The sequence below is a fragment of the Chryseobacterium indoltheticum genome (assembly GCF_003815915.1).
Classification (GTDB): Bacteria; Bacteroidota; Bacteroidia; order Flavobacteriales; family Weeksellaceae; genus Chryseobacterium; species Chryseobacterium indoltheticum.
This window is the reverse complement of record NZ_CP033929.1, coordinates 2,779,425-2,791,931: the sequence shown is the minus strand read 5'-3', so window position 1 is coordinate 2,791,931 and position 12,507 is coordinate 2,779,425. Positions and strand designations below refer to the sequence as shown.

Sequence of the window (12,507 nt, the reverse complement as noted above, 5' to 3'; positions counted from 1 at the left end):
ATGACGACCCCTTTATTTTACGCTAAAATTATCCTTTTCGGAGAATACGGAATGATAGAAGATTCGCAAGGTCTTGTAGTTCCTTACAGCTTTTATAAAGGCGCTCTTAAGTTTTCAGACTCAGAATCAGAATTTGAGAAAAAATCAAACGAGCATTTACAGAAATACGCTGATTTTCTTGAAAATTTAAGTCTTCCCGAGCAATTCAAAATAGATGTAAACCGTCTAAAAGATGATATTTCAAACGGACTTTTCTTTGATTCTAATATTCCTCAGGGATATGGAGTGGGAAGTTCAGGTGCTTTGGTTGCCGCAATTTTCGAAAAATATAGCTTCACAAAACATGATCCTGACAGTATTTCAAAAGATAATCTTAAAAATATAAAAGCCGTTTTTGGCGAAATGGAAAGCTACTTTCATGGTAAAAGTTCAGGAATGGATCCTTTAATCTGCTACATGAATCTTCCTATTCTTATCGAAAATAAAGAAAATTTAGATAAAGTAGCCATTCCAAAAGGTGAAGAAGGGAAAGGTGCAATATTTTTGATTGATTCAGGAATTACCGGTGAAACAGGACCGATGATTCAGATTTTCTTTGAAAAAATGAAGACTGAAGGTTTCCGCAAAACGCTGAAAGAAGAGTTTATTCGTTACAACAACGCTTGTATCGATTCTTTCCTTAAAAAAGATATGAACCCGTTTTTTAGAAACCTCAAAAAGCTTTCTCATTGGGCTTACGAACATTTTCGTCCAATGATTCCTGAAAGTATTTTCAACATCTGGAAAAAAGGTTTAGATTCTAATGCTTACTACCTGAAACTTTGCGGAAGTGGCGGTGGTGGCTATATTTTAGGTTTCACCAAAGACTACGAAAAAGCAGAAAAAATGCTTGATGGCTTCCAGAAAGAAGTGATTTACAGATTTTAAAATGCTCGGGAATGAATTCTGAAAAAGAAAGTTTCCAACAGAAAAATTTTGTTTCCAAATCTCTGTTTTACAGGTTTTCGCAATTGGTAGGCTTTCTTTTGGGAGCTAGATTTTTTGTGGCTGCTTTACTTACTTTTGCATTATACGTTTCTACTTTTTTTCTTTTTAATCAGGAAGAATCCTTCAGCAAATTCGTATTCGATTTCAAAGTTCACGGCATCATTTTCTGTACTGTTTTAAGCGTACTTGCAGGCGGAATCATCAATCAGTTTTACGATTTTGAAAAAGATCATATTGTAAAGCCGTTCCGTACAAGAATTCAGAGCTTTATTCAGCAGAAATATTTTCTGTATGTTTATTTGGCTTTAACGGTAATTTCGCTCGGAGTAGCAACTTATATTTCTTACAGAGTTTTAATTTTCTTTGTTGTTTATCAGTTCTTTATGTGGTTTTACAGTCATAAACTGAGCCGAATTCTAATTCTTAATAATCTTACTTTTGTTAGTTTGACGTTATACCCGTTTTTCGGGATGATGGTGTATTACCAGACTTTTTCAAAGAAAGTTTTTTTAATGGCTGTTTTTCTGTTTTTGTTTCTTTTATGTATAGATATTGTAAAAGATACTTTAACCAAAAGTGTTGATAAAGCTTTTGGTTATACCACAATCCCCAACTATTTTAAAAGCAAGAATACCAAGATCATACTTATTTCTTTACTGATCATCACAATGGCAGTTTCGATGAAGCTTATTACCAAAACCGGAATTTCAGGTTTTATGTCTTATTATTTTACCGGGGGTCTGTTTGTAATGGTTATCTGTATTTATCTTCTCTTAAATTCATCAAGACGAACTAAGTTTCTTACGCTCAATATTTTACGTTTCTGGGTTTTCATCGGAATTCTTGCAATGCTGTTGAACGGAATTGAAGGTAAATTGTAGAAAAAAAGCTTTAAAAAAGCTCAGGTTATTCTTACATTTGCAAAATTAAATTAACAAAAAGGAATGCCCATTTTCAACGATACTAAAGTTGCATTTGCCGATAAAACTGATGCACAACTAAGAAAAGCCTATTGGATGTTTAAAATGATTGAACAGCCAGCTTTGACAAATCTTGGAACTTCTGTCCTGAATTTTACCGTTCACAATAATTTCCCATTTGTCAATGCAATTGTAAAAAATACATTATTTGAGCAGTTTGTAGGTGGTGAAACGCGTGAAGAAAGCATGAAAGCAGTGAAACAGCTTTTCAAAAGAGGCGTTGGAAGTATTTTCGATTACTCAATTGAAGGCAAAGAAGATGAGGAAACTTTTGATGCAGTGTGTCAGGAAATTAAGGATATTATTAAATTTTCTGTAGGAAATCCTGCTATTCCTTTTATCGTTTTCAAACCCACCGCATTCGGAAGAATTGATTTGTATGAAGCTGTCGGAAACGGATCTGAGCTTACTTCAAGTCAAAAAGAAGAATGGGCGAGAGTAGTAAAAAGATTCGATGAGGTATGCAAACTTTGTCATGAACATGATAAAAAAGTAATGATTGATGCAGAAGAAACCTGGATGCAGGGTGCGGCAGATCAGCTTTGCGAAGAGATGATGGAAAAATATAATCAGGAAAAACCAATTGTCTGGAATACTATCCAAATGTATAGAACCGGACGTCTTGAATATATGGAGCAAAATCTTCAGAGAGCAAGAGAAAAGAATTATTTTATCGGTTACAAAATTGTTCGTGGTGCTTACATGGAAAAAGAAAGAGCGAGAGCTGCAGAAAAAGGATATGCAGATCCTATTCAGCCAACCAAAGATGCTTCTGATAAAAATTACAATGCCGGAATAGATTTTGTAATGAATCATCTCGATAAAGTTTCTGCGTTCTTTGGGACTCACAACGAGGTTTCATCTGAGCTGGTTATGGATAAAATGAAAGCCAAAGGATTAGAAAATAACAATCCTCACATCTATTTTGGACAGCTTTATGGAATGAGCGATAACATTAGTTTCTATCTGTCTGATAAAGGCTATAATGTAGCTAAATATTTGCCTTATGGACCTGTAAAAGATGTTGTTCCATATCTTACCAGAAGAGCCAGAGAAAACACGTCTGTTGCCGGACAAACCGGAAGAGAATTGGGTTTAATTAAGAAAGAATTAGACAGAAGAAGAAAATAATTTTCTATTTAAAATATGTAAAGCTCGGTTATTTTAACCGAGCTTTTTTGTTTCCGAAAATAGTGAGTGAAATTTAGTTCCTATGGCTCAAAACTTTCAAATTTTCCATTTTCATAAAATAATACAATACGTTTTATCTTAATAGTCTGATTTTCAATAACTTGATTAATGATTTTTTCGTTTGATTTTTCTAATCGCTGAGAATCGAATATTTTTTCATTTGCTTTACTTTGATATGTTTTAATTGATTCTGGAGGACTCTCGATTGCGACTGTTTTTTCAGGCACAGGTTCTTCACTGCCAAAATCTTTGTCGTCATTCATCATCGTAAATAAGTCGGGAAGAGAAGTTGGTTTCAATTTTTCTTCTGTTACTGTTTCTTCAGTATCGGGAAGTTCAGACTTCAACATTTCACCATCACCATTCACCAACCAGTCCCATAAGATTTCCGGGAAACGAGATTTTATTTTAATGATAAATTCTAAGGAAGGCTTATTTCTTCCGGAAGTCACATGAGAAATTGACGAACGCTGTACATCGATCTCATCTGCAAATTCCGATGGAGTAAAACCTGAATACTCTATAACTTTTGAAATTCTTTCATTTAAACTCATACAATAAGCTGAAAAATTGCTTTTACAAATGTAAATAATAAATTTACATCACACAAGTACAAATGTAAACTGTAAAAACTTATGAGATATACAAAAGTAAATAACTATAAACAACTATATTCCAGTTATTTACAGTATTGATAAAATTTATTGTGATAAATTATTAAACAAAATTTCCACAATAATTTTCTGATAAATACTTACTTAAAGTAAAGGATGAAGTAAAACGAATAATAGAAATTGAAGAATTATAAGCTTCTTTATAGTATAGCTAAATTCTCTATTTGTACCATTTACAGGACTTTTATACCTTATTTAAAGAACAATGGAGTAGGAGACGGTTTATATATCGCTTAAATGCCTCTTTTAAGCTTACCCCTCTCTATAAATTGAAATATTACTGCTGTCAATTGTTATGGATAAGCGCTTTTAACAATATTTAAGATATAATACTCTTGTTAAATACTATGTTTTTTAATCTACGTTAGAAGTTTTATTTTAAACCAAATCTAAGCTGAATTTTTCAATCTGTAATCCACTTTATCCACAATTAACATTTGTATATAGGTCATGGTTATATATCTTTTCCACAATAAATCTGTTTAAGTTAATTACACTCATTTTTGATAAATTAGGCTTATAAACACTTAAAGTAGATATGTTTTATAACTTTATATAAAAATTATAAATAATTGAAAAACAAACATATAGATATAGTTCATTAAATTATTATTAATCCACAATTTTACTAACAGACAAACTGACAATTTACAATGTTTAACTAAGTTACAAATGTTAATTTTATTTTTAAAAGCAAAATGTTTAATTTTGAGGAATGTAAATTATTATTGAATGAATTTTGAACATTTCTACACTGCAAATCCTGATTTTCCTAATCGCTATATTTCCCCTGAAAAATTATTTTCTTACTTACAGACGCATCTCAGCGATTATATTAAAGAGATCGGAAGGTCTTTTTTAGATAAACCTATTTATAAGCTAAGTGTTGGAACGGGTAAAATCAATATTCTGGCTTGGTCACAAATGCATGGTAATGAATCTAACGCTACACATGCAATGCTCGATCTATGGAAAAGTTTAGATAATTCTCCGGATGTGAAGAATGAGCTTTTCAGCAAGATCAGTTTAGACTTTATTTTCATGCTAAACCCCGATGGTTCTGAAATATGGACGAGACTTACTGCATCAGAAATAGATCTCAACAGAGATTTTCATAATGAAGCGAGTAAAGAGATTAAGTTCCTTAAGAATCTGGCTGCTTCAAAAAAATACGATTATGCACTGAACCTTCACGAGCAGCGAACTATTTTCACTACAGACGGAATTCATCCGGCAACACTATCCTTTTTGGCACCTTCAGAAAATATTGAGCGTACCGTTACCGATAACAGAAAGAAATGTATGGCAGTGATTGCCTATGTTTACAATCATTTAAAGGAATTAATTCCGAATCAGATCGGAAGATATTCCGATGAGTTCTATCCTACTTCTACAGGCGATAATTTTATAAAATCAGGAATGCCCACCATTCTTTTTGAAGGCGGACATTTCGTAGATGATTATTCGAGAAAAGAAACAAGAAAATATTATACTATTTCTTTATACTATGCTTTAAAAGCAATCAGTGAGCTCAATTCTGACACGACAGGCTGGGAAGCTTATGAAGAGATTCCCGAGAATCAGGAAACACATTATGACGTTGTTTACAGAAACGTAAAGTTAAATACTGAGCACGAATGTATTTTGGATATTGCAGTTCAGTACAAAGAAGTTTTTGAAGAGGGTAAAGATGAAATATCATTTATCCCTTTTGTTGTGGAAGCGGGAGATGTGAAGAAAAGAAAAGGCTGGCTGGAAATTGACTGTACCGGGAAAAGATATATTTCCGATACCAAATATCCTAAATTGGAAGCAGAAGTCAATTTTAAGATAGAAGACTAAAAAAAGCGGAACCAATTGTTCCGCTTTTTTTATTTTAATTGTCGTCAGGGCGATTAGAGAAATATTTCTATTTTGTTTAGCTCAGATGACAAGGTTAGTTTTAGTTTACCACTTTAATTCCGTTGGCTACAAATCTAATTTCTTCTTTAGGCTGAGTGATTGCATCAATTTCTGCCTGAGGTTTTTTAGCATCTTCTGCGTAGTGTTTCTGCTCGTCAATAGACGTTACTTTTCTTTCAGCAGTTCCGTCTAATACAACCGTTTTTCCTTTTAAAGCAGTTGGAACGAAGAATGCATAATCTTTCATTTTTACAAAAAACTGAGAATTATCTTCAGTTTGAATGGTTAACCAACATCCTTTTTTCTCACAAACATCTGTTACTTTACCTTTTACAGCAACGTTTTCAACTTTTTTATTTTCTTTTTTAAGCTTTTTGCCCAATTTTTCAACAGAAATAGCTTTAGATTCTGCAGTAGAAGTTACGGCTGAACCATAAGTATCTCCAACGATTGCATTACCTTCCGGTGGACCCATTTTTTTCTTTGCTTCCTGAGCAAAAGCCAAAGTTGATACGCTTACTGCTGCTAAAACTAATATTGCCTTAAATTTCATTACTAATATTTTCTTCAAAATTAATAATAAAATTTGAATTTAAAATGATTATAAACTTGATAAATAACAATCATTTATAAATTGCAAACAAAATCTAAAAACCATTGCATATTTATTTATATTTGAACGCAATACTTGAATATGCAGAAAAAACTAAAATTATGGGACGCCATTATGCTGGTGATGGGCTCAATGATCGGAAGCGGAATTTTTATCGTAAGCGCCGATATGATGCGAAATCTGGGCTCGGGATACTGGATGATTATCGTTTGGGTAATCACCGGAATAATGACTGTTGCTGCAGCGATAAGCTATGGTGAATTATCGTCGCTTTTTCCTAAAGCTGGAGGGCAATACACCTATCTTACAGAGATTTTCGGTAAAAAAATGGGTTTTCTATACGGATGGGGACTCTTTACAGTCATTCAGACAGGAACTATTGCGGCCGTTGCAATGGCATTCGGAAAATTTACAGCCTATCTGGTCCCGGAATTGAATAATGCAGCTCCGATTTTTCAAAGCGGAACATTTCAGATTACCTGGATTCAGATTTTGGCAATCGCGGTCATTATTTTGCTGACGTACATCAATACAAGAGGCGTAGAAAGTGGAAAAATACTTCAGAATGTTTTTACAGGATCAAAAATAGTAGCGTTGCTGGGTTTGATTGCCTTGGGATTCATCTTGGTAGATGCCTCACATCTAGCTGAAAATTTCAGCTTTGGAACCAATTCTTTCAATAATTTAAAACAAGATGCTAAAGGGATTTTTTTGCAGTCGGGTTGGGAGCCTATATCAGGAATGACTTTAATGGGCGGAATCGCTGCTGCAATGGTAGGATCGGTATTTAGTTCGGTCGCTTGGGAAAGCGTAACTTTTGTTTCAGGTGAAATAGAAAATCCGAAAAAGAATGTCGTAAAAGCAATGATTCTGGGAACTTCTGCAGTGATGCTTTTATATATTGCTGTCAATTTCGTTTACATCAATGCTTTAGACAGAGATTCAATTGCATTTGCGGCTAATGATAGAGTAGCAGTTGCTGCTTCACAGAATATTTTTGGAAGTGCAGGAACCGTCATTATCGCTGTTTTGGTGATGGTCTCAACATTTGGTTGTAACAACGGATTAATTTTGGCTGGCGCAAGAGTTTTTCAAACTATGGCGAAAGATGGTCTTTTCTTTAAATCTGCAGTAAATAACAACAAGAATCAGGTTCCCGGAAATGCACTTTGGATGCAGGGAGTTTGGGCTTCAATACTTTGTCTGAGTGGACAATATGGAAATCTTTTAGATATGATTTCGTTTGTCATCGTCTTGTTTTATATGATTACTGTTTTCGGAGTAATTTATCTTAGAATTAAACAACCTAACCTTGAACGACCTTACAAAACCTGGTTATATCCGGTCACTCCAATAGTTTACTTATTAATTGGAACAGCTTTTTGCGTATTACTTTTAATTTATAAACAGCAATATACCTGGCCGGGGTTTTTGATCGTACTTCTCGGGCTTCCCGTTTATTATCTTATCAATAGAAATAAAAAAGCAGAATAGTTACTGTTGGAAAAGCTATTTGTCTATGTTGAAGACAATATCAATTTTTTTTATTTGAAGCTCTTTCCTGCTTTCACTACTCGCTTTTTCGTTATTTTTTTTGGCGGTGGCAAAGCCGCCGCCAAAAAAATAACGAAAAGAGCTCAAACAAACCGTTCAATCAGGGCTAAAAATATCCCGTCATTACAATAAGCAGAGCAAATAAGTAATCTCAATAAAACTTATTATCAATTTATTATACTTGATTTCTATTACAAGCAAAGATGCATCTACAAATAATTTATAAATCTTTTTGTCAAGCTTAGCGAAGCAATTTATTTGCCTTTGCTTCTTAAAATCAGAAATTAGCAATAAATCTTTGCGTTAAAAATCTTTCCGAATTTATGCAAAACAATTATTAGTATTTCCTATCCCAAACTGAGCTAAACGATATAAATCACATCAATTAATTCTCACAGGTTTTCGAAACTCTCCTTTTTAACAATAATTTTAATAATCCATAAGGTATTATTTCTCAAAAATGTTTAATTTGGTATTTCGTTTTAAATAGCACCAAAGAGAAATAACGAAATATCACTTATGGACACACCAAATTACAGAATGCCTTTTGTACCGTCTACACTCATGTCCGAAGGTGGAAGTATCGATACCTGCGATATGGGAGAAAGCATAGCACACAATATCATGCTTTTGATCACGACGAAAAAAGGGGAAAACAGATATGATGACAACTACGGAAACGATGTTTGGAATCTGGAATTCGATAATGGCGTAACATCAGCAGTTTGGGAAAATGTATTTATTAAAAGTCTTAAAAGACAGATTTTGCAATACGAACCACGAATTGTACAGCCACAAATTGATGCTCACATACGATTTGTAGAGCATAACTATGATACCAAAGAACATACGGAGATCAAGAAAAAAGTAAAAATAGGGATCAATGCAAAAATGGAAGCTACAGGCGAGCGTTTCAGTTTTTCTACCGAACTTTTTCTAAGCCCGATGTCCATCGATTAAATATTTATTTGTAATAAAATTTTATGAACTTAGATCAGAATATTTATTCCAAAGAATCCGTAAAAGCGAGAATGCTTCAGAATGCTACAAAAGTTTGGGGACTGAAAAGTCCACAGTCATTAGACCCTTTTGTAAAATTATTGATTGATGCATTCAGCACCGAAATTTTTAAAGCGAATAACGAAATTCAGACTGTTAATGCAAGAATCTTAGAAAAACTTGCTAAGCTGTTAACACCGTCCATTTATACACATCCTATTCCGGCTCACGCTTTGGCTTATACTTCGCCATTTGAGTCATCTGAGATATTGCTTGAGCATACCGAGTTTTTTTTCAGAAAACACATGAATTCCACTGTAAAATCGGAATCAGATAAACAGCTGAACATTCCTTTTACACCGATTGGAAGCGTACGAACAAACAAAGCACAAACTGCAATTATGTTTGTAGGAAATACATGTTACAGTTTAGATGAAAGACTCAATAAAATTCCAATTTCCAGATTTCAGGGAAGACCGGAAGATTACAGGAAAGTAACCATCGGAATTGATGTTTCGAAATTTACTAACGAAAAATTTCCGAAGACATTAAGCATTTATTGCTCAAACCCAGCTTTCGAGCATCTTGATTTTGTATATAAGCTATTGCCTTACAGCACCGTTTCAAGCAACGGAAATCCAATGTTTATCAAAGAAGGGATAACTTATGTGAAAAATAAGGAAGCAGAAGGTTATGAACAGATATTTCATGAGCAGTCGATAAAAACAAAAATTATTGACGATATCAAAAGTATCTACAGTCACAAATTTGTGGAAGTTATAGGTCTGTCAAGAGATCTTTTCATTAGAGAACTTCCGGAAGACTTAAATTTTTTGAAAGGAAAAGAAGAGATTGAAAAATACCTGGGCGGAAAAGAATATCTGTGGCTTACTTTTGAGTTTCCGCCGCAGTTTTCGGCAGAAATTTTAGACAATTTTACTTTTGTGCTGAATGCCTTTCCTGTATACAATCGTGGCTGGAAAAAAACAGAATACAGCTTAGATATTATGGGAAATAATATCCCGTTGATTACCGAAGAAGCTGAGCATTTTCTGTATGTAGATGAGGTTCAGGACGGAGAAGGACGGAAATACACCGAAATTCCTTTCACTCCTTCAGATAATCTTAAAAAAGGTTTATATACCGTACGAAAAGGCGGAATGGAACGTTTCAATAACAGAAATGCAGTTGATATGATTTCAAACGTTCTTGAGCTCACCAGAGATGAAATTGCAGCATTTTCTTTGCTAAACAGAGATAATGTGAAAGGCATGCTGGGAGAAATGTCTGATAAGATGAAATCGATGGTGCAGAAAGTAAACAACGCCAAAAGAAACATCAGACAGGAACTCAACTACGTGATCATGGAACCTGTAGAAAAAACAGATCACACCTACGCTGCATTTTGGATTACACATTGCACTTTTGCCAATCATATGCGTCCCGGAACCGAACTTTCCAACCAGTTAAAGTCGCAATCTATGATTTTGCTGACTGAAACAATCGGCGGAGCAGAAGAGCAGAAAGGTTCAGACAGTATTCAGGCTTACAAATATGCTTTAACGACGAGAGATAAAATAATTTCTCTGGAAGACGTTAAGAATTACTGCCGAATGGTTTTAAAAGACGAGCTGAAAGACGTTCGTGTAAAACGCGGAACCATGATCAGCAACAAGCCCAAAGAAGGTTTTGTAAGAACTGTAGAAGTAGAAATTGTGCCCAACAATTATTCTTTTTACGGAAGAATGTATTGGGAAAATATGGCCAACATTTTGCGAAACCAAATTGTAGCAAAAGCAATCGACGGAATAGAATATCTCGTGAAAATAAGCAACGAAGACACCGATTTTTTTGAAAATTAATTTTAAACCCCAACTATAAAATATGAAAAAAGTAATGATGGTTGCACTGGCTTTGTCGCTGAGTGCAGCAAGTGTAAGCTGTAAAAAAGGAATGGATAAAATAGGAAATGCCGTTCTGAAAGCCGGAGAAAATGAATCTCAGGCTATAATAGATTTTAATAATGACTTCTTAGATTCTTACAAAACTTCTTCAAGACACATTGAAAATATCGTAAAATATGCTGAAGCAGCAGTTAAAAAATCTAAAGGTGAAACAGTTTACAGTATGCCGGTTGTGATTGGGTCTATGGATTATTCACTCAGTAAGATAAAAGGAATTCCTTCCGGATTTGAAAATGATAAAACGATTATAGAAACAGATTTCAATACATATAAAGCAAAAAGAGAAAGCATTGAAAAAAAATATGAAGAGCTGAAATCATATATTACTTCCGAAGACTACAAAGACGACAAAGGAGCGAAAGCAGAGGCGCTTCAAAAAGATATTGATGCCGAAGCGCAGGCGTTTTTTACTGCAGGTGAAAATGTTTTAACGAAAATAAAACCTGCAACCGATACAGCAGAAGAAGTGATTCTTAAAGATCATCCTATGAAAGAATTTATACTTTCTTCTAAAACTTTGATGACTTCTATGGATTCCGTAATGGATGTGTTAGACAAGCAGTATACAGGAGGATTTAATGAAGCTGAAGCTCAGAAAAAGTATGATGAGTTTGAGAAAGTGGTAGCTATTAATACCCAAAAAGTTTTTAATGTAAAAGAACAGCAATATGCTTACAAAAAAACTGAGTTTGAAAATGTAAATAAAAAAGCCGCTGACTTTTTAGATAAATACAGAAAACTGATCAGAGATTCCAAATCTACCGGAAGAATTGCAGACAGTAATATTAACGAAATGGATTCGGCGTATGAATCTGTTCTTAATTCTTACAATTCGTTTGTGAAATAAAAAAGAGTTAAAACTCTCAATAATAAAAAGAAATTCCGAAAAACTTTAATTGATCTAAGTTTTTCGGAATTTTGTATTTATAATCTGATTTATTAGAATTATACTCAAAAGTTTATTTATTGTTTGAATATAGCCTGCTTAAAGTTTCACGGCTTACTCCCAAATATTCAGCAACATATTTTTTGGGAATTTGAGAGATAAGATCCGGATACAATTTTGAAAATTCTTCATAGCGTTGTTGAGGGGTACTCGATAGTAAAAGAATGATTCTCTGTTGCAATGCGATATAACCATTGGTAAGCTTTGCTCTGAAGAAATATTCCATTTTATGAAATTCTGAAGCTAATTTTTCTCTGCCTTCTAAAGTGAGACACGCAACAGCTCCATCCTGCAGACATTCTACAAACATCGTTGCATTTTTTTCTTTAAAAAATCCAATATAATCGGTCATCCACCAATCTTTCTTCGCAAATTGTAGAATGTGCTCTTTTCCGTTTCCGTCAATATAAAAAACTTTATAAATTCCGTCTAACGTAAGAAATTCAAATTTTACTTCGTCACCTTCATGCACCAAAAACTGATTTTTTCGAACATTTTTAAAGGTGAAAAAAGTTTTTATATAATCGAATTCTTCATCTGTAAGAGAAATAATTTCTTCAATGTGCTCGCGTAGTCTGTTCATGGTTAAATTTAAATCACTGTAAATTTAAGTAAAAACGAGAATATTTTTTTTAATCATTTCTAAATTTAGAAAGAATTAAAACTCAAATTTTTTACTTAATTAAATCAAAATTAC

The 12,507-nt window shown here is 33.6% G+C and carries 11 protein-coding genes; 8 read left to right on the top strand and 3 right to left on the bottom strand.

Annotated elements, in window-relative coordinates; all coding sequences use genetic code 11:
- From EG358_RS12945 to EG358_RS12935, 3 genes are all read left to right on the top strand, one after another.
- Entirely contained in the window at positions 1 to 927 is a 927-nt protein-coding gene (locus EG358_RS12945; protein ID WP_076558717.1) for a mevalonate kinase family protein, read from the top strand.
- Between the two features lie 11 nt (positions 928 to 938).
- Positions 939 to 1,868 carry a UbiA family prenyltransferase gene (locus tag EG358_RS12940; RefSeq protein ID WP_076558715.1) on the top strand — a complete coding sequence of 310 codons (930 nt, stop codon included), beginning with the start codon at positions 939 to 941 and terminating at the stop codon, positions 1,866 to 1,868.
- Between the two features lie 63 nt (positions 1,869 to 1,931).
- Positions 1,932 to 3,098, top strand: coding sequence for a proline dehydrogenase family protein (locus EG358_RS12935; RefSeq protein WP_076558714.1), 1,167 nt, complete (start codon positions 1,932 to 1,934; stop codon positions 3,096 to 3,098).
- 80 nt (positions 3,099 to 3,178) lie between these two features.
- Here the strand turns inward: EG358_RS12935 and EG358_RS12930 are convergent, their stop codons facing one another.
- Positions 3,179 to 3,712 (bottom strand): helix-turn-helix domain-containing protein, encoded by a 534-nt coding sequence (locus EG358_RS12930; protein WP_076558712.1) that lies wholly within the window; start codon positions 3,710 to 3,712, stop codon positions 3,179 to 3,181.
- Between the two features lie 852 nt (positions 3,713 to 4,564).
- On the opposite strand from EG358_RS12930, the gene EG358_RS12925 reads away from it, so the two are divergent.
- Positions 4,565 to 5,674 (top strand): M14 family zinc carboxypeptidase, encoded by a 1,110-nt coding sequence (locus tag EG358_RS12925; RefSeq protein WP_076558711.1) that lies wholly within the window; start codon positions 4,565 to 4,567, stop codon positions 5,672 to 5,674.
- A gap of 100 nt (positions 5,675 to 5,774) precedes the next feature.
- Here EG358_RS12925 and EG358_RS12920 read toward each other — a convergent pair whose 3' ends face one another.
- A complete protein-coding gene (locus EG358_RS12920) occupies positions 5,775 to 6,287 on the bottom strand; it encodes a DUF4920 domain-containing protein (protein WP_076558710.1) in 513 nt (170 codons plus the stop codon).
- Positions 6,288 to 6,428: 141 nt separating this feature from the next.
- Between EG358_RS12920 and EG358_RS12915 the strand changes: the two genes are divergently transcribed.
- The 4 genes from EG358_RS12915 (at position 6,429) to EG358_RS12900 (ending at position 11,711) form a co-directional block, all read left to right on the top strand.
- A complete protein-coding gene (locus EG358_RS12915) occupies positions 6,429 to 7,841 on the top strand; it encodes an APC family permease (protein WP_076558709.1) in 1,413 nt (470 codons plus the stop codon).
- A gap of 579 nt (positions 7,842 to 8,420) precedes the next feature.
- Positions 8,421 to 8,861: a GPW/gp25 family protein gene (locus EG358_RS12910; RefSeq protein WP_076558707.1), complete on the top strand. Its 441-nt coding sequence runs from the start codon at positions 8,421 to 8,423 to the stop codon at positions 8,859 to 8,861.
- A gap of 23 nt (positions 8,862 to 8,884) precedes the next feature.
- On the top strand, positions 8,885 to 10,762 hold the full coding sequence (locus EG358_RS12905) for a type VI secretion system baseplate subunit TssF (RefSeq protein ID WP_076558706.1): 1,878 nt from the start codon (positions 8,885 to 8,887) through the stop codon (positions 10,760 to 10,762).
- Between the two features lie 22 nt (positions 10,763 to 10,784).
- Positions 10,785 to 11,711, top strand: a complete 927-nt coding sequence (locus EG358_RS12900) for a DUF3829 domain-containing protein (RefSeq protein WP_076558705.1) — start codon at positions 10,785 to 10,787, stop codon at positions 11,709 to 11,711.
- A gap of 112 nt (positions 11,712 to 11,823) precedes the next feature.
- Here the strand turns inward: EG358_RS12900 and EG358_RS12895 are convergent, their stop codons facing one another.
- Entirely contained in the window at positions 11,824 to 12,393 is a 570-nt protein-coding gene (locus EG358_RS12895) for a Crp/Fnr family transcriptional regulator (protein WP_076558703.1), read from the bottom strand.
- Positions 12,394 to 12,507 lie beyond the last annotated feature (114 nt).

Bases quoted from the DNA above. Each gene is read 5' to 3' on its own strand.
- EG358_RS12945 (WP_076558717.1), top strand. From the start codon at position 1: ATGACGACCCCTTTATTTTACGCTAAAATTATCCTTTTCGGAGAATAC.
- EG358_RS12940 (WP_076558715.1), top strand. From the start codon at position 939: ATGAATTCTGAAAAAGAAAGTTTCCAACAGAAAAATTTTGTTTCCAAA.
- EG358_RS12935 (WP_076558714.1), top strand. From the start codon at position 1,932: ATGCCCATTTTCAACGATACTAAAGTTGCATTTGCCGATAAAACTGAT.
- EG358_RS12930 (WP_076558712.1), bottom strand. From the start codon at position 3,712: ATGAGTTTAAATGAAAGAATTTCAAAAGTTATAGAGTATTCAGGTTTT.
- EG358_RS12925 (WP_076558711.1), top strand. From the start codon at position 4,565: ATGAATTTTGAACATTTCTACACTGCAAATCCTGATTTTCCTAATCGC.
- EG358_RS12920 (WP_076558710.1), bottom strand. From the start codon at position 6,287: ATGAAATTTAAGGCAATATTAGTTTTAGCAGCAGTAAGCGTATCAACT.
- EG358_RS12915 (WP_076558709.1), top strand. From the start codon at position 6,429: ATGCAGAAAAAACTAAAATTATGGGACGCCATTATGCTGGTGATGGGC.
- EG358_RS12910 (WP_076558707.1), top strand. From the start codon at position 8,421: ATGGACACACCAAATTACAGAATGCCTTTTGTACCGTCTACACTCATG.
- EG358_RS12905 (WP_076558706.1), top strand. From the start codon at position 8,885: ATGAACTTAGATCAGAATATTTATTCCAAAGAATCCGTAAAAGCGAGA.
- EG358_RS12900 (WP_076558705.1), top strand. From the start codon at position 10,785: ATGAAAAAAGTAATGATGGTTGCACTGGCTTTGTCGCTGAGTGCAGCA.
- EG358_RS12895 (WP_076558703.1), bottom strand. From the start codon at position 12,393: ATGAACAGACTACGCGAGCACATTGAAGAAATTATTTCTCTTACAGAT.